Raw genomic sequence first — 18,185 nt, forward strand, 5'->3', positions numbered from 1 at the left:
GCCTAAAACCCCCATATCACATGGAATAATCCATGCAATCTGAGGGTTTTAAATTGGTCAAGATTAAATATTTTACTTAATGCAACACTAGAAGGCCTAAGAGCCCTTTTGGTTAATACTGAATCATATTTTTTAGTAATAGTAGCCTGGAAAGTATCCTGGATACTCTGAGTAATGACCTGAATATCCATGTCTTCTTCTCCGTGGAAAACGTCTTCTATCCAGGAGTTCCCGAATCAACAAAGCACCAATCAGTGCTCTCAAAAGATTTTGAGGACCATGTGAATGCCCGTCTGGAGAGCGATACATTTCATCGTCTTTGATCTGCTCGTACACCTCATCTACCATCTTATCTACTGCTTCCTTTTTAGGAAACGGATGCATGATAGGATTATAGGGATGATCTTCTCTATCACAGATTCGATAAATATGAGGATACACCCTATGATAGATTTCAGGATACATTTTCTCTGCTTCTATTTCACAATAGGTTAGATAATCGTAATAAGGATACATACTTATTCCCCCCTTATTTAAGCTAGGTTTATTACCTATTTTTATCATATGAAGAATCTTCCTATTGGTGTCAACTATTAACAAAGTTGCCTATCGGCAATTTGTTTTCACTAGGAAACCCTAGGTTTCCTTCGACGGCTGCTAGACAGCCTGAGCACCTTCCTTAAATCGGCAAAGGGGAATCCCCTCTGCACACCCCATATATAGGAAATTATGTAACCATAATTCCCTATATATCTATAAAATGAAATTTCAGTAATAAAACCCCTAAATCTCAAATATATTATTATTACGAGACAAGGTAGTGAGGTGATATCTACATGTTAAAAGTATTTATTTTTAAAAAACGAACCCTGTATGTGGCTCTAGGTATACTCCTGGCAGTAATCATTGGTATCGCAATTTTAGTAACAATGTCAGGTTCAGATGAAACGTTTTCAGAAACCATAAAGTACGCCTACAAAAAAATTTCTCCTGAGCAGGCGAAAGTACTCATAGAAAAAAACCAAGATGTGGTTATATTAGATGTTCGCAGTGAAAAAGAATATGACCAAGGACATCTTCCCCAAGCCACCCTCATGACGTATCGGGAATTGAAGAAAAGCCTATCTGATTTTGATCGTGAAAAGGTATATATGCTTTACGGCGAAAATGAACGAGAAAGCGCAAAGGCCGCTCAATACTTAGGAAACAATGGATTTTCTAGAATTTATATGCTAAAGGGCGGCATCGACCAATGGCCCTATGATATCGAATAGTGAATAGTAAAACGAGACTGGGATCCAGTCTCATTTTTTTGCCTTACTGATTACTTTCATTAAATAGGGTATTACTGCCTGGTTTTCTCCAATAAATCGATCTATCGCATCTACGTCAATCTGATCATATCGCTGTTCTCCAATTTCTATCGTATATCCTGATCTTTCAAATACTTTTACAAACCAGTCCTTATATCCTGCAGCAATATCATCACTATCCTCTTCCTCAATCAGTTTGTAGCCTGTAATCCGACCTACTTTCTTTCCAATCTTCAGATCCCTTTTATAGTGTTCATCCTTTTGATTATAGTACCAGAAGATCACAGACCCACTCAAATGATAGGCTATAGTCATCTCTGGCTGCTCTCCAAGAGTAAACCTTGCGATAGCTTCGCTTTCAGGTTGATCCAAGGGTCGCATACCTTTATAATTTTCAAAGGAAGGTGCCTCTTTACTGTCTGTCGCCTCCCAATCTGCTGGGAACTGCCGATTGAGATCTACACCAGCTATATTGGCCTTCCATCTAGAAAAATTTTCTTCTCCCTCGTTCATCCGTATCAATAACTTTCGATCTCTATCACCAATACCATTTAATACCAAATCAACCCCATCTGGATTTACCATTGGTATGAAACTAACTGAAACTGTCTCTAATAACTGTCTTACGGGGTATCCCTTTAATTTTTTTCCCTCTTGGTCATGCTTTAAATATAACTCAATCAAACTCATTAATAGGTAGGTAGTCATCCATTCCCTGGCATGGACACCCCCTATTACCACAAGTTTCTTCGGTCCAGTTCCCATGCGGGCCACATATAGTTCTCTCCCTTCTATCGAAGTGCCTATGGTATCCACCTGCAGCTTTCCTGGATAGCTTTCTTGTAACTTGAATAAATCTTCTTTGAGTTGCTGATAGTCATAATTTAATTCTGCATGAACAATCTCATTTTTATATGCTTTCTTTTGAGTAATTTTATATACTGTACAACCTTCTAAAAACAGTAAGCTGATGACAATAGAAAATGCAATCCATCTTTTCAAACAAACCACCTCTACTGCCTATTATATGCACTCACAGCATGTTTTTATTAGAATAAAGAAGACACACCATAATGGTGTGCCATCATCTTTAATACGCTGGTGGTGGTGTTGGTTTTAAAGGCATTACAATATTTCCTGTCTTAGCATCAATATGAAGAATCCAGTAGCCATAGTCCCCTTTCTGGGCTTCTCGATCCTCGATGGGGTGCCAATAAACAAAACCAGTCATCCCCTCATAGGGCTGCTCACTAGCCAAATATCTGCCAGGAATTCCATATAAATAATATGCAGGCTCCCCTTTCTCATCACACTTTTTACCGAAAATGTAGTGCTGATACCTATACATCAGATCTGAATACCCTGCCATACAGTTCATATGAGGATAATAACCATACATATTATTTATATATCCATAGAAAGGTAGGAAGGTTCTATATAGTGTCTGCTGATTATAGTCTACTTTCCACCAATGGCACCCTTCCATATTCTTCTCAAATGGCTCAACCTTTTTATGATACTTCAAGATATTATCCACATAATCACATACCGTTTTGAAGTAGTGATTATAGTAATTATAGGTTGGATTTTGCTGATAATATTTCATTGGATCATAGTCTACATCTTGATAATAAATTTCCTCAGATTTTGCTTGGACTTTTTCTTCCTTTAGTGCTTCTTTCTCTGGCGTCTCTTCCTTTGGTGCTTCTTTCTCTGGCGCCTCTTCCTTTGGTGCTTCTTCCTTTGGTGCCTCTTCCTTTGGTGCCTCTTCCTTTGGTGCCTCTTCCTTTGGCGCCTCTTCCTTTGGCGCCTCTTCCTTTGGCGCCTCTTCCTTTGGCGCCTCTTCCTTTGGTGCTGCTTCTTTCTTTGGTTCTTCTTCCTCAGGACTAACTTGCTTCTCCTCAACTTCTGGAATCACTTCTTCTTTCTTCTTCTCAATGATTTCTTCAACCTTTTCTTCTTTGATTACTGGCGCAGGAGCCTCTTGCACTTCCTCTAGCACAATATTGATCTCAATTTCCAATTCATCCTCTTTATCTTTCTTAGCTTCATCACTTTCCACAATTTCAATAATTTCTTCTGGCATTTCCTTCTCTATGTTTTCTTCTGGTTCTTCCTTTTGCACATCCTTCAAAATTTCTTTGATTTGCTCATACTTTTTCTCATACTTCTCATCCAATTCCTTCTCTTCTTTCGTTTTTTCCTTTCTGCTCCAACGACTTGCCAGGATATGCTTCCAATCTGTCCGCTCTTTATTGATGAATCCCACCAATGGTGCCGCCACTTCTCCTCGATAATGCCCTTCTTCAGTCTCTGCCACAACAGCAATCACATTAAATACATCAATACTGTTTCCCTTTCCATCTACATTGGCAGGATCAAAACGCCACGTCACCTCTCCCTTACCACTTTCATCAATGATAAACGATCCATTATCTGCAAATGTTTCTTGCCCATCCTTCGTACCAATCAAATATCCTCTGTAGATGTATTCCGCGTTTTTAAAATATTTCAGATTTTGTATATAATGACTAAGTACACCTTTGCCGTTTTTTATCTCTATTTTTGTATATCCCTTGGGACTCTTCCCTTGTTTATTATCGAAACCTTTTTCTTCATTGTCTAAAATTATGAAATATCTCCGATATCGGTTATAGTCCATGACTCACTCCCCCCTTTTACTCATTTGTATTAATATATGTGCAAACTGGGAAATAGTTCACCATTTCAAAAAAAATAAGTCCTGCTTTCGCAAAACTTATTTTATATCTAGGAATTATGGTCTTCAATTTCCTAGATATGGGGGATTTTTAAAGGGGGTCATCCCATAGACTATCTTTATGAAATAAAACTATTTAAAGATATCTTACATTGCAGAGAATCTAATCCTTCGATTAATTTAAGCAATAGAGATTTTGAGAGTCTTACTCGAAAAAATCTCTATTGCGCCATGAGCATTTGCGGAGCAATTTGCGATTTTTATGTCCAATAGTTGGAGGGTCACAGCGAAGCGTCATAGGGCGAGTGGCATCACGAAGAAGTGATGCCGTGCTACGAGCGCCGCCGAGACGGTGAGGCGGCCGGGTGCAAAGCACCTATTAGTTCCCTGTGAAAAACAAAAGCATTTCCTTTCATTTTAGAGCATGAAATGCTTTTGTTCTTTATGCCTATATGGATAGGCACAATCAGCCAATTCGGCAAATTCTTCAATGGAGAGAGTTTCCCCTCTTCGAGCCTCATCAATATTGCTTTTTTTCAATATTTCCTTAATATCTTCCTTCTCAAAACCCAAGCCACTGGAGGTTAAGGCATTCAACAATGTCTTTCTTCTCTTGCCAAAGGCAGCTCTCACCATATCAAACATTAAATCCTCATCCTTTACCTTTACCTTGGGCTCCTTTAATACACTTAATCGAATTACCGTAGATTCCACATTTGGTTGAGGAATAAATACAGACCTTGGCACTTTGGTAATGATCTTTGGATCGCAGTAATACTGAACTGCAACAGACAACGAACCATAATCTTTCGTTCCAGGTTTCGCTTGCATACGATCGGCCACCTCTTTTTGTATCATCACCACGATCGTACTGACAGGCACTTTCTCTTCCAAAAATTTCATAATAATGGGTGTGGTTACATAGTAGGGTAAATTGGCGATCACTTTTACCGACTGCCCTGAAAATTTTTCTTCCACAAGTTTATGTAAATCTGTTTTGAGAACATCCTGATGAATCAATTCTACATTGGCTTCATCTTTTAGCGTTTCTCCCAATATGGGAATCAACTTTTTATCGATCTCAACTGCCACTACTTTTCCTGCCCGTTCTGCCAAGAACTGAGTCAGAGTTCCTATACCAGGTCCAATTTCAATGACTCCATCTTCCTTGGACACCTCTGCTCCATCCACAATCTTGCATAAGATATTTTCATCAATTAAGAAGTTTTGCCCCAAGCTTTTTGAAAATTTAAATCCAAATCTTTCTACAATTTCTTTTGTTATCTTCGGTGAAACTAATTTTTCCATGCAATCCCCTACTTCACTATATTTTTTTCAAGGCTTCTTCGAATTCTATCCTAGAAATGCCATAATGATTTAATCTATTTAAAAACTGCTTTGCATTGGCATAACCAATACCCAATTCTTTACCCAGTCGATCTCTTCTTGCGCTGGCATCCTCAGAACCCACTAAGTCATTCTGAATCAAATCCAGATTCGTAAAGATCTTTCCTGATATATTACATTCTGTCCGCACCTTTTCTAGGGCAGCCAAAATACTCTCAGGAGAAGCATTCTCGATACCAATATCTCCTTTTTTTGTTGCCTCTTCCCGGGGTAAAAACGCATGCTTACATCCCTTTACTCGACTGGATATTCTTTTACGGATCTTTTCCCCTGCATGATCTGGGTCTGTAAATATAATGACACCCTTCCGCTGCTGGGCCAGTTCAATGCGCTTCAGCGTTTCTTCCGTAAGACCAAATCCATGAGTCGTAATCACTTCTGCATTTAGCGCTCGTTTCACAGCGATGGCATCATCTCTTCCTTCTACTACGATTACTTCCTTGATCATATCTTTCCTCCAGGTAAATTTTATATGCCTCTTCCTATTGTATAGTATTGTAACCTCTAAGTAAATTCTATGTATTCCTCAATGAAAAGAACAGGGAATTCCTTCCCTGTCTTTATTAGTTTAGAATATACACTTTTACTTTTCTTCGACCATATTTCTTTACAGTGCTGGCGCTCTCATAGAATAAATCAATTTTGTTGCCCTTGATTGCACCACCTGTATCCTCTGCCACAGCAAATCCATAATCAGGCCATCCATCAAGGGACTCTATATATAGTTTTGATCCCAGAGGAATCACTTTTGGATCCACTGCCACAACACCAGGTCTTACTTTTGTACCGCTTCTTGTGATTCCATAATGTTTGTCACCAGGAGTTTTCCCAGTACTTTCAAAGCCTGCATCGTATGCTGTCGAAGACATTGTAATCATGTTTTTGAAACGTACATTGCCCCTGGATGTTGCCACAAACTGGGCTGTACCCTTTTCAACAATCTCTTCCACTGCAGAAGTGAGTACTTTTTCTTCACTTACTTCTTTGGACATTTCTTTGCCGTCTTCTAACACAATGCGATATCTTACTTGTTTTTCCCCGTTTTGACCTTTTTGAATAAGATTTACCTTCCCCTTATCCAAATCGTCATTATACTTGATTATGCTTTCATAAGGAATCGGTATTGTCTCCGTGACAATTTTTTCATTCACCCTAATAACAGTGACCGTTCCATTTTTCTCAATCTCCGCATCTAGGTCAGGCTCTATTTTATCCTGTTCCCCTAATACGATGTCATACTCGGCAAGAATATCTTTTGCTTTCATATTGGCTGTTTGGACTTCGGTAACCTTACCATCAGCAATAACGGTTACCGGGCGGGCTCTTTTGATGGAAATAATCATTCCATCCTTTGTTTTGGCGTTTAAAGGTACCGATACTTTGTCATAATCCTCCAAAGTAATTTTTCCCTTTTTCAATACGCCGCTTACATCTGCGAATGCTGTTTTTACTACGACTTTTTTATCTTCATCTTGTATTACAATCTCTTTTGTCAATGCGCTGCTGATAGAAAAAAGCCCTATTATCAACACAATTCCAAGAATAATAAGATTTCTCTGGGTAGCGAGAATCTTAATATTCTTCCAATTTGTCTCCATAGGTTTTTATACCTCCCTTTCTTTTTCGGGGCAACTATAGTATTCTACACAAAAATTTTCCATAAGTCAAATTTTTGGTGAATTTAAATAACTCATTTTCTATTGTTTGCAGGATTGGCATACGTTATACGCAATTTTTACCAAAATATAGATGTATTATATCATAGTTGTTTTTTTAGAAACAGTCCTATTTTCTGTATACAATATCCCCTATTTCGCTATTGCCCCAGTAGATTTTCGCCATATTTCCTGGGAAATTTTCAAAAAATATTATATTTCTCCTTTCTCTTCCCCTATTTTCTTCCTTTGTCTTTTCTCTTGCGTTTTATCCCTACTTTGTTATATGCTTTTCTAGTCCATAAATATGCATACTACAATTTATGCGATACTGAACAAAGTTGCCTATCGGCAATTTGTCATCGCTAGGAAACCCCTAGGTTTCCTTCAACGCCTGCGATGCAGGTTCCTGAGGACCTTCCTAAATACGGCAAAGGGCAATCCCCTCTGCACACCCCATATATAGAAAATTGAAAACCATAATTTCCTAGATATAAATAAAGGGCAACCTCGTTCAACAAGGCTGCCCTTTATTTCTTTATTTAATATTGAAAAACTTCTTTGCATTTACAGTTGTCTGTTCTGCCACTTCTTCAAAGGAGATCTTTTTAATCTCAGCAATTTTTTCAGCTACAAACCGGACAAAAGCTGGTTCATTCCGCTTTCCTCTATGAGGCACAGGGGTCAAATAGGGACTATCGGTTTCAATAAACAAATGTTCCAAAGGAATTCGCTCTACGACTTCCACTGTCTTTCGTGCATTGTTATAGGTTACTGGTCCTGCAATAGAGATATAGGCACCTAACTTCACATATTGTCTGGCCAACTCCGCACTACCCGAATAACAATGCATTACCACGCCCGCATCAAAGGCCTTTTCCTCCTTTAATATCTGCATTACCTCATCGTTTGCATCACGATCATGGATAATAATAGGCAAGCTTACTTCTCTGGCCAATTGAATCTGCTTCCGAAACCACTGCCGTTGCACATCTCGGGGAGAATGATCATAATAAAAATCCAAACCAATTTCCCCAATGGCTCTCACCTTTGGCTTCGCTGCTAGCCCTCGATATAACTCTAGCGTAATGTCATCCATATCCTTGGCATCATGGGGGTGAGTCCCTACTGCCGCATATACCATATCATATTTCGTTGCCATCTCAATGGCCTGCATAGACGTCTGTAAATCCGCGCCAGGATTCATAATTAAGCCTACACCGTTTTCCTTGGCATGGGCAATCACCTGATCTCGATCCACATCAAACCGCTCACCATCCAAGTGGGCATGGGAATCAAATAGCATTTCATCACTCCTTACCTTACCTCTGCGCCGCTTTCAGCATCTGCCGTCACAAGACTTAATCTTCCATCAGCCTCAGCCGATAAAATCATTCCTCTTGATTCTTCTCCCCGCAGTACGACCGGCTTAAGATTCACTACCACAACCACCTTTTTGCCGACTAGCTCCTCTGGTTTAAAATGCTGGGCAATACCTGATACAATCTGTCTTGTTTCACTACCAAGCTTCACTTGTAAAACCAAAAGTTTGTCAGCCTTCGGATGCTTTTTACACTCTAAAACCTCTCCCACCCTTAGGTCAAGCTTGGCAAAGTCATCATACAAAATTTCTGGCTTAATTTCTAATGGTTTTTCTTCTTCCTTAGGCTGTACTTCTTCCTTAGCACCACTAGCTGCTACCAAGGCCTCTAATTCCTTGGCAATATCGATTCTCGGGAATAGGGCTTCTTGCTTATTTACCTTCACGCCAGCAGGCAGTTTTCCAAAATGGAAGGTATCGTTCCATTCTGTTCCCTGACCATGGTCTATGCCTAACTGAACCCATATCTTCCGTGTGGTTGAATGCATAAATGGTTGGATCAATACAGAAATAATTCGGATACAATCTGCTAGATTGTATAATACCGTATCCAAACGATTTTTGTTAGCATCATCTTTTGCCAACACCCATGGTGCTGTCTCATCGATATACTTATTGGTTCTGCGGACCAACTTCCAAATTTCCTCCAGCGCATTGCTAAAGTCCAGCTTATTCATCTTTTCTTCTAGTTTTGTAGACACGGAGATCGCGATATTTTTCAAATCTTCATCAAATGCTCCATCTACTTTTGGTTCAGGAATGATACCACCATTATATTTATCAATCATAGCCACCGTTCTGCTCACCAAGTTTCCTAGGTCATTGGCCAGATCAGAATTAATACGATTTAACAATACTTCATTAGTAAATATACCATCTTGCCCAAAGGAATATTCTCTCAACAAGAAATACTTTAGCGCATCTACACCATAGCGTTCTGATAAAACCACAGGGTCTACCACATTTCCTTTGGACTTAGACATTTTACCGCCCTCTAAAAGAATCCATCCATGGCCAAATACCTTTTTCGGCAATGGAATCTCCAACGCCATCAGCATAGCTGGCCAAATGATTGTATGGAATCTTACGATTTCCTTCCCTACTAAATGTACATCGGCTGGCCAATATTTTTGATAGTCACCTTCTTGCTCCTCAGGATAACCTAGGGCTGTGATATAATTGGACAGTGCATCCAGCCAAACATAAATCACATGTTTCTCATCAATCGGAACTGGTATACCCCAGTTAAAGCTGGTTCTAGAGATGCACAAATCTTCCAAGCCTGGTTTTAAAAAGTTGTTAATCATTTCATTTTTTCTAGATGCAGGCTCTAAAAACTCAGGGTTTTCTTCAAAGTGCTTTAAAAGTGCATCTTGGTATTTTGACAATCTGAAGAAATAGGACTCTTCCTTGGTCAATTCCACAGGTCTTCCACAATCAGGACATTTGCCTTCAGTTACTTGAGTCTCTGTCCAAAAGGCCTCACAAGGGGTACAATACCATCCCTCATACTCGCCCTTATAGATATCTCCCTTTTCATAAAGCTTTTTAAAGATCTCCTGTACTCTACGCTTGTGGTAATCATCGGTAGTACGGATAAAGATATCATAGGATATCTCCATTGTTTCCCACAGTTTTTTGATTCCTTCCACAATATCATCGATATATTCCTTTGGCTTTAATCCCTTTTCCTCTGCGGCTCTTTGCAGCTTCTGTCCATGTTCATCAGTTCCAGTTAAAAACTTTACATCATAGCCTGTTGCTCGCTTAAATCTTGCCATTGCGTCAGCAGCCACCGTCGTATAGGTATGGCCAATATGAAGCTTACTGCTAGGATAATAAATGGGTGTTGTAATGTAATATGTTCCTTTGCTCATGTTATACCCTCCTTCTTTTCTTCTTTCTTTTTTCTGCCTTTAATAAAAGTAACTCATATAAACCAAATAACAACATCAATCCATGACCCCAGAGAGTGACTTTTAGCTGACTATACTCCTCCGTTTGAACATATCGAAGGACGAATAGAGAGAACTCCTTTGGATCTAATAAAATAATGGTTAGGGCTACCACAACATAAAGAATTGCTACTGCAATAAATCCCTTAAGATATCCATAAATAAATCGTAAAGACATCCCCAGCTGTTTTTCCCCACGCACAGCATCACCTCTCTTCAACCAAGCAACCGCATTTTCTGCTATTGTTTCCATTTTTTTCAAAAATAAAAACCCTCGTCCCATCATATAGGGACGAGGGTTAACTCGCGCTACCACCCTAGTTTATTACTGCCTCACGACAATAAACTCAGTAGGTGACATCCATCACCCTGCAGAGATAACGGCTGCAACACCGGCACCACCTTAGCTTTCACCTCAGTCATGCAGTTCAGGGGCCATCTTCAGCATTTTCCTCCGTACCAGCTTTCACCTTCCCTGGCTCTCTATGACGAATTCCCCATGCCTACTCTTCCCATCATTACTTTTGATGTGTAATATAGTTAGTATATATTCAATGTATAGAAATATGCATCAATTGTCAAGGTCTTTTCAATAAATTCATTTTCTTTGCAAGGATTATTATTTTACAAAAATAATATGCTGCATACTACTACAGAAGCGATGACTGCTGCCAGATGGGAGATCAATGCAGCACCCAAGGTGTGCCTGGTATTTCGAATGGCTACAGCGCCAAAATATACCGCCATGGTATAGAAAATCGTCTCTGCCGAACCCATCATGGTGGATACCACCCTTCCGACGAAGGAGTCTGCTCCATAGGTATGGATAATATCTCTTACAATACCCAAAGCACCGCTTCCTGATATGGGTCGCATGATCACCAAGGGTACTGCCTCCTGGGGAATACCCAATAAATTGGTAATAGGAGATAAAAGTCTCGTAAATAAGCTTAATGCGCCAGATTCACGAAAGATGCCAATGGCGAGAAAAATGGCAATCATATAGGGCATAATCCGTATAGCTGTTCTAAATCCTTCCCCTGCCCCTTCTACAAACGCCTCATAGATGTTTACTTTCTTTATAAAACCATGAACTAGAATCATGGTAATCAAAATGGGGATAATCATCACCGACACGATATTCAATAATGTCAACATGGTATCACTTCCCCTCCATCATTTTACAGGCCAATATCCCCACCACGGTAGAAACTGTGGTAGCTATCAGAGTGGCACCGATGATTTCCGTAGGATTTACTGATCCTGCATCGGCTCGAATTTTCAATACCGACAGTGGAATTAACTGAATGGAAGACATATTGACAACCAGAAACATACACATGCTATTGGTAGCCCGATCCTTTTGGGGATTTAGCTGTTGGAGTTCCTCCATGGCTTTTAATCCTAGTGCTGTCGCTGAATTTCCTGCGCCAAACATATTGGCCACCATATTCATCACAATGGCACTAATGGCAGGATGATTTTTAGGAATCTCCGGAAATAATAGCCGTATAAATGGTCCCATGGCTTTACTCATGCTTTGAATGAGTCCTGATTTTTCGGCAATATTCATGAGGCCCAACCAAACGGCCATAATTCCTGTTAATCCAATGGCAAAAGTTACTGCCTCCTGACTATGCTGAATCACCACCTGATTCACAATGTCTGCCTTCCCATTGACCAGAGCGATTCCTACACCTCCTATGACCATCACAAACCAAATGATATTCATCATATCCTCATCTCCCCAACTCGAGTTATATGACAATATATGATAAAGGCATACTACGTATGCTTCGCTAGGGAACTTAGTTCTCCATCAACGGCTGCAAGGCAGTCTGTTTTTATAGTATAGATAAAAAAACCTGATTTATATCTATAAAGAGAGATATCAATCAGGTTTCATTTTTTTTTATTTTGCCAGCTCTGCAATAGCTTTTGTGTACATCTTTAAACTTTTTACTAAAGTATCAATTTCTATATACTCATCGGCTTGGTGGGCTAACTTTTCGCCTCCTGGGAATGTAGGTCCAAAGGCTACAAAATTCTCAAAGGCTCTTGCATAGGTTGCACCGCCTGCTGCAATGGGTGTGCTATCTAGACCCGTTTCATCTTCAAACACCTTTCTCAACTGCTGCACCAGCTTATGCTCATTGGGTACATATAGGGGTGGCAAATAATCGATCTCTTGATAAACAAGATCATATTTTTCAGCAGCGGCTTGGATCATTTTGATGATTTCTTCTTTCCTTTTGGTTACGGGGAAACGAATATCTACACCGATCACCTGCTGCTCATCATTCAGATCAATCTTGGCCACATTGAAGGTTAGTTTTCCTGATGGCTCATCTTCACAATTACCAACGATCTTCTGTGCATAGCAGTCTTCGCCTACCATTTCCGCAATAAAATCAATCGCCTCTGTTTCAATTTCCGCCTGCTTTAAAGCGATACATAATCTAGCAATGGCATTCTTTCCAAGGAAAGCCTTAGCAGAGTGAGCCCCTTTTCCTAAAACGGTAACGTTCTCTCCATCTCTTTCATAATCAAAATGCAGCTCTTCTAGCACCTTTATCACTCTGGGATTGTTTTGAAAATTGTATGTGCAATGATCAGGCACACTGTTATAGGCATTACCTCCAGAAACAAAAACCCTTCTAGCCTTGTTACAAACCAATTGAAACTGCAACAAACCTTTTTCTGCAAAGATCAGAGGATAATCACTATCGGGAGTAAACCCACAGCTGGGCGTTTCCTCCAATTCCTTATACTTTTTGATACACTCCCATCTCGTTTCCTCATTTACACCTACGATCAGTCGCACCCTCTTACGAATAGGGTAACTCAACTCCTGTACCGCTTTCATGGCATAGAGAGCAGCAATGACAGGACCCTTGTCATCCACCGCTCCCCTACCAAATATCCTTCCTTCATGGATTTCCCCGCCATAAGGAGGATAACACCATCTCTTTAGATCCCCCTCAGGTACCACATCCACATGACCTAGGATTCCGATCATTTCCTCACCTTCGCCTATTTCTGCATATCCATAATAACCATTTCCATATTTAACACGAAATCCCATATTCTCTGCTATTTCTAACGTGTGTCTTAAAGCCTGGTCAACACCTTCTCCGAAAGGCATACCCTCCACAGGGCTATCCTCCACACTTTTTATTCGCACCAGCGATTGAATGCTCTCAATCATTTCATCTTTTAACTCATCTATTTTCTTGTCAATTTCTTGCATGTAATTTCCTCCTTATATACCTGCCTAAAGTCCAATACTATTTATAATACCCTAAAGTTGAAAGAATTTAAACAACATTGAAAAATTTTTATATAAACAAAACAAACTCCCTTGAACTTTTCCAAGGGAGTTTGCTTTATTCCATTTCATCTTCTTGAAGTTTCTCTATTCTTTTTGCCCTACGAAGCATATATACACCTAAAACGACCAGTCCGATGGGTACAAGATTTCTATTGATATCATAGATCCAATAGGTGGGAAAATTATTGCCGAAGATCCGATGTAACGTATTGGCTACAAATTGTAATAGATTCTTAAATACAGAGATTCCGCCCAAGGCGATCAGTCCAATACCCACATACTTATGGTTGATAGTGCCTAAATCTATATCATAGATGATTTTGTCCTCCACTGCATCCCCCCTCATCAGCCGTTTCCTCGTATTAAGACTATCGAAAAAGCTATAAAACCAGACAATTACACTTAGAGAAATAATCACACCCTCTGTCATAACTCCAATAGCAAAAATCACAACAAACGCTGAGAGTAACTGAAGACCCCTATTCATGAGTCCCATATACATTTGCCCACAGCCAGGGACCAGAGAGAATACGAGGCTCCAAAACTTACTGAAATCCCCTACCCCTCTCTTCCCTTGAAATAAATTTTTCTCAATACAGTGGCGACAAACCTTCTTTCCCTGAACCTCTGTCATACAATCTCCACAGATAGGGTGACTACATACACTGCAAATGTATTCCGATTGTCTATCCTTATGATATTGACAACTCATTTCTTAATCCCTCCATATTCTCATATCAATATTGTTAAATACCCTAGAAATATTACGATTGACCTCGTCCATGGAAAAAACAATGCTCTTTTGGATGGCACTGGTCTTGTAAAGCATTCGATTATAATCAAAATGCTTAGAAATGTCCGCCATATTAATAACTGTCATCAGTATCCCCGCAGCAACTAAACTTCTCCCCCAACCGCTATAGAGCATATGGGATGGTCCTGCTTTTCTATGGATTTTCTGAACCTTCGCCATGACTGTCAGGGTAAAGTCAGGGGGCGCCTTAATTTCCACAGGAAAATCCAATAGCTGATGCACTGCTTCCTGGGCTCTCAGCTCCTCACTACATGCCTGACAGTTGGCTATATGCTCCTCAATTTCCTTTTCTACTGTTTCATCTAACTCTTTTCGAATATAACGATCCAGCATTCTAGCTATTTTCTTGCACTCCATAGAAGTTCACCTCCGCCATAGTGGATTTCCATTTGTTTCTTAATCATTGCCCTCGCCCGATACAAACCAGTTTCTATGGTTTTCATGGGCATGTCCAAAACTTCACTGATTTCCTTATACCTCATATTTTGAAAGTGATACATAATGATCAGCAGCTTATAGTTTTCAGGAAGACGGTTGATTACATCTCTTACAGCCTCCCTCTGTTCATTTAAAATCATCAATTGCTCAGGTCCTCGCTCTTGATCCATCACAAGCTCCTCATTGATAAGATAAGTGGTATCCTGTTTTGTTTTTCTCTTTCTGCTCCAATCAATGCAACTATTTGTTGCCACTCTATAAAGCCAGGTAGATACCTTTGACTGAAATCGGAAAGTGTGCATCTGCTTATAAATTTTGATAAAAACTTCTTGCGCTATATCTTGAGCCTCCCCATAATCATTGGTATAGCGATAAACCAAAGCAAAAATCTTATCCTTGTAGCGGTCGATGAGCTGGGGAAACATTTCATGATCACCTTGAATGATTCTTTTCACAATTTCTTCATCTGTCAATGTATCACCTCCTTGCGTATCCATTCATTTAGACGTACAATAGTAACAAGACCCTACAATGATTTTAATATTTTTCCCTAAAAACAGATAGAAATTTTTTCCGTTTCACATTTCGATAAGTGGGTAATAAATGGATAATCTATGAATGTCCAAATAAACTTTAAGAATAGAAAGGGGAATTTAAAATGAGATTGGTGAGGAATTTACAACGAAAAAGAAAACTGGAGCAGCAAAAAAAACTGGCGAAAGGAGTCGCCCTTGGTACATTGGTTGGTGGTATTCTAGGTAGTACTGCTGGCATACTTTTGGCACCTGATTCAGGCAAAAATACACGAAAGAAAATTCAAGATGGAGCTACAGAACTGAAGACTAACGTTGAAAAAAATGTTGAAGAGGTAAAATCTAATCTTGGAAATACTTTAAAAAGCAGAAAAGAGAATATCCGTGATGTGGTAGGAAAGATCCGTAACCTTCGTAAAAATCCTGGTGAGGACGTGGCTGCATGCGCCGATGTCATTGAAGAAGAGATTGCAATCGTATCGGAAGAAAAATCTGAATAACGTTGGAGTGATTACATATGTTAGATACAGCGATTCGATTGGGAGATCTTGGTATTGCCCTGCTAGGTATAGCGCTGTTGGCCCTCATGGTGTATGCAATCCTAGTACTGAAAAACCTATATGATACCATGAAGGTACTTCGCAAAATTGTGGAAGATAACGCAGCCAATATCAAAGGCGTGATGGATCGTGCCCCAGCTATTGCGGAAAACATCGAAAGCATTAGCGAGGACCTCTCCCATGATGTGAAAGCAGTTCAGGGTACCATTGATAATCTGTTAGGCACTACAGAAGCTGCGGCTGGAACATTGGCTGAGAATACCGATATAATCTCCAGTATCATGGGCGTCATCCAAGTGATTATGTCCATCAAGGATTTTTTCAGTGGCTTCCATAAAAAAAGAAGATGGTTTTAACCAGTAAAAACTCGCAGGTTTCCATAACAACATGCGAGTTTTTTATATCATTATAAAACCTCTTCTTGCACATAATGGATCGCTCGTTCTTTTTCTGGCGGGATTTTCCCGAAGAAAATCGCCTTCCGCACTTCCTCGAGGATTTGCCCTACCAATTTTCCATCCTCGATATCAAAATACTCCATTACTTCATTTTCTTGCAATACATGGGAGAGATCTACCAACCCTCTGAATCTGGTCAGATAGTTATTGGCCAGGTACTCTATATGCACCTTATACATACCCATTTCCTCATGGGGGTGAAGGAGTTTTCGCGTAGCAATTATATCAGCCAGAGAGACCAATAATACATCTAAAGTATCTTCCCCAAAATTTTTGAACAAATCATAGATCGCTCTACCACTTACATCATTCTCTCTGTATAAAGTCAGAGGCCACATGTGCTCCTTTACAATTTTGCATAGAAATTGCTTTTCCTTATTACTGAGCTTTAATCGATCTGAAATATCTGCTGCAATCTCCATACCTGTAAGCTCATGACCTTTAAATCTGATTCTTCCCGTTTCATCTGTCCGTTTTGCCGATGGTTTTCCAATATCATGAAATAAGGTAGCCAGTTTGATTAGCTGAATCCTTGTATGTCCATTGGACAGGATCTTCTTGGTATGATCCTCATAAGCTTCCCTTAAATGATTTTCAAAATATCCATTGGCATAAATAATGCTCTCCGCCACATTCAAGGTATAGAGAGAATGGGCCCATGCATCCACCACATGGTATTTGCATTGACCTACCTCTTTCATGGGCTCAATCTCCGGAAATATTTTATTTAATAAATTAAGATGTTTATCCATCATATTGAAATAATAGTGGGTGCGATTGCATTTTAATATTTGAAACAACTCATAAGACACTCTTTCAGCTGTCGATTCCATCAAATGATCAGCATACTTTTTGATGGCTCTGGCCGTGGCATCTTCTATATCAAAACCCAGCTGAGCTGCAAAACGCACCCCTCGAATCATCCTCAATGGATCCTCTTGAAACGTTTTTTCTGATATCATACGAATCCACTTATTCTCTACATCTTTTTTCCCATTCGTAGGATCAATGATGTTATCCCAATGAAAATCCCCATCTTGTCCTACCTTTAGGGCCATGGCATTGATGGTGTACTCCCTGGTCATTAAATCGTCAAGAATATCCTTTCCTCTCATTCTTGAAAAATCAATTGCCAGATTTTTATCCTTTAGAATCACCCTAGCGGCATCATTTAACTCATCCAAAATGATGAAGCTGCCTTCCTGACCATAAGCAAATTCCTTTGCCACTGCCAAGACGTCTTCTGATAAAAGCAAATCTATATCATTATAATCTCTCTTTAATAAAAAATCCCGTATGAAACCACCTACGATATAGAAATCCGAATTGGTATGGATTCGAATTTGGGCAATGCTTTCTTTTATTGCATTCATCCCCTTCACTCCTCCGATATATTAAACAACCTTTAATTCATCATAAACGCTTTTCTCTTATTCTGTCAATCTTGTTGATCTTCTACCTGTAGATCTTATACCCAGTATTTTTTTCATTAAATTCATTTTTAGGCTGCCCATAATCGCTATAATATATAAATACTTCGCAGTATAACAACTTTCCATTAAAAGTAATAAAAATTACATGGTTCATTTACTTTTTTTTGATTTATTTCAAGCGTTTTCCC

Annotated in this window: 19 protein-coding genes and 1 other annotated feature; of the genes, 3 read left to right on the top strand and 16 right to left on the bottom strand. The window is 39.5% G+C overall.

Translation table 11 applies throughout. The annotated features are described in order from the left end of the window. Positions 1-132 precede the first annotated feature (132 nt). Complete coding sequence (locus HNQ80_RS23660; protein WP_184313367.1) at positions 133-516, bottom strand: hypothetical protein; 384 nt, start codon at positions 514-516, stop codon at positions 133-135. Between the two features lie 320 nt (positions 517-836). Between HNQ80_RS23660 and HNQ80_RS23665 the strand changes: the two genes are divergently transcribed. Further along, positions 837-1,274, top strand: coding sequence for a rhodanese-like domain-containing protein (locus HNQ80_RS23665; protein WP_184313369.1), 438 nt, complete (start codon positions 837-839; stop codon positions 1,272-1,274). A 30-nt stretch (positions 1,275-1,304) separates the two neighbouring features. Here the strand turns inward: HNQ80_RS23665 and HNQ80_RS23670 are convergent, their stop codons facing one another. From HNQ80_RS23670 to HNQ80_RS23735, 14 genes are all read right to left on the bottom strand, one after another. Continuing rightward, positions 1,305-2,315, bottom strand: coding sequence for a M14 family zinc carboxypeptidase (locus HNQ80_RS23670; protein WP_184313371.1), 1,011 nt, complete (start codon positions 2,313-2,315; stop codon positions 1,305-1,307). A gap of 88 nt (positions 2,316-2,403) precedes the next feature. Then, complete coding sequence (locus tag HNQ80_RS23675) at positions 2,404-3,975, bottom strand: DUF7922 domain-containing protein (protein WP_184313373.1); 1,572 nt, start codon at positions 3,973-3,975, stop codon at positions 2,404-2,406. Between the two features lie 474 nt (positions 3,976-4,449). After that, the gene (rsmA, locus tag HNQ80_RS23680) at positions 4,450-5,340 is read right to left on the bottom strand and encodes a 16S rRNA (adenine(1518)-N(6)/adenine(1519)-N(6))-dimethyltransferase RsmA (RefSeq protein WP_184313375.1); all 891 of its coding nucleotides are present in this window, start codon (positions 5,338-5,340) and stop codon (positions 4,450-4,452) included. A 16-nt stretch (positions 5,341-5,356) separates the two neighbouring features. Further along, the gene (rnmV, locus tag HNQ80_RS23685; RefSeq protein ID WP_184313377.1) at positions 5,357-5,887 is read right to left on the bottom strand and encodes a ribonuclease M5; all 531 of its coding nucleotides are present in this window, start codon (positions 5,885-5,887) and stop codon (positions 5,357-5,359) included. Positions 5,888-6,002: 115 nt separating this feature from the next. Further along, positions 6,003-7,037 carry a 3D domain-containing protein gene (locus HNQ80_RS26365; protein WP_184313379.1) on the bottom strand — a complete coding sequence of 345 codons (1,035 nt, stop codon included), beginning with the start codon at positions 7,035-7,037 and terminating at the stop codon, positions 6,003-6,005. A 595-nt stretch (positions 7,038-7,632) separates the two neighbouring features. After that, complete coding sequence (locus HNQ80_RS23695) at positions 7,633-8,400, bottom strand: TatD family hydrolase (protein WP_184313381.1); 768 nt, start codon at positions 8,398-8,400, stop codon at positions 7,633-7,635. Positions 8,401-8,411: 11 nt separating this feature from the next. Continuing rightward, positions 8,412-10,352 carry a methionine--tRNA ligase gene (gene metG, locus HNQ80_RS23700; protein ID WP_184313383.1) on the bottom strand — a complete coding sequence of 647 codons (1,941 nt, stop codon included), beginning with the start codon at positions 10,350-10,352 and terminating at the stop codon, positions 8,412-8,414. Position 10,353: 1 nt separating this feature from the next. Next, positions 10,354-10,683 (bottom strand): hypothetical protein, encoded by a 330-nt coding sequence (locus tag HNQ80_RS23705; RefSeq protein ID WP_207727176.1) that lies wholly within the window; start codon positions 10,681-10,683, stop codon positions 10,354-10,356. Positions 10,684-10,715: 32 nt separating this feature from the next. Further along, positions 10,716-10,958: a binding site (T-box leader), on the bottom strand. Positions 10,959-11,054: 96 nt separating this feature from the next. After that, positions 11,055-11,588, bottom strand: coding sequence for a spore maturation protein (locus tag HNQ80_RS23710; RefSeq protein WP_184313387.1), 534 nt, complete (start codon positions 11,586-11,588; stop codon positions 11,055-11,057). 4 nt (positions 11,589-11,592) lie between these two features. After that, positions 11,593-12,165: a nucleoside recognition domain-containing protein gene (locus tag HNQ80_RS23715; RefSeq protein WP_184313389.1), complete on the bottom strand. Its 573-nt coding sequence runs from the start codon at positions 12,163-12,165 to the stop codon at positions 11,593-11,595. Positions 12,166-12,342: 177 nt separating this feature from the next. After that, positions 12,343-13,680: a dipeptidase PepV gene (pepV, locus tag HNQ80_RS23720; protein ID WP_184313391.1), complete on the bottom strand. Its 1,338-nt coding sequence runs from the start codon at positions 13,678-13,680 to the stop codon at positions 12,343-12,345. A gap of 136 nt (positions 13,681-13,816) precedes the next feature. Continuing rightward, complete coding sequence (locus tag HNQ80_RS23725; RefSeq protein ID WP_184313393.1) at positions 13,817-14,473, bottom strand: B-box zinc finger protein; 657 nt, start codon at positions 14,471-14,473, stop codon at positions 13,817-13,819. A 3-nt stretch (positions 14,474-14,476) separates the two neighbouring features. Then, a complete protein-coding gene (locus HNQ80_RS23730) occupies positions 14,477-14,932 on the bottom strand; it encodes an anti-sigma factor family protein (RefSeq protein WP_184313395.1) in 456 nt (151 codons plus the stop codon). After that, positions 14,914-15,486: an RNA polymerase sigma factor gene (locus tag HNQ80_RS23735; RefSeq protein WP_184313397.1), complete on the bottom strand. Its 573-nt coding sequence runs from the start codon at positions 15,484-15,486 to the stop codon at positions 14,914-14,916. The genes HNQ80_RS23730 and HNQ80_RS23735 overlap by 19 nt, the downstream gene beginning before the upstream one ends. A 185-nt stretch (positions 15,487-15,671) precedes the next feature. Between HNQ80_RS23735 and HNQ80_RS23740 the strand changes: the two genes are divergently transcribed. Further along, positions 15,672-16,046, top strand: coding sequence for a YtxH domain-containing protein (locus HNQ80_RS23740; protein WP_184313399.1), 375 nt, complete (start codon positions 15,672-15,674; stop codon positions 16,044-16,046). Between the two features lie 17 nt (positions 16,047-16,063). Beyond that, positions 16,064-16,462 (top strand): hypothetical protein, encoded by a 399-nt coding sequence (locus HNQ80_RS23745; RefSeq protein WP_184313401.1) that lies wholly within the window; start codon positions 16,064-16,066, stop codon positions 16,460-16,462. A gap of 50 nt (positions 16,463-16,512) precedes the next feature. On the opposite strand, the gene HNQ80_RS23750 is transcribed toward HNQ80_RS23745, so the two are convergent. Further along, a complete protein-coding gene (locus HNQ80_RS23750) occupies positions 16,513-17,937 on the bottom strand; it encodes an HD domain-containing protein (protein WP_184313402.1) in 1,425 nt (474 codons plus the stop codon). Positions 17,938-18,185 lie beyond the last annotated feature (248 nt).

The organism is Anaerosolibacter carboniphilus (genome assembly GCF_014205875.1).
GTDB classification, from domain to species: domain Bacteria; phylum Bacillota; class Clostridia; order Peptostreptococcales; family Thermotaleaceae; genus Anaerosolibacter; species Anaerosolibacter carboniphilus.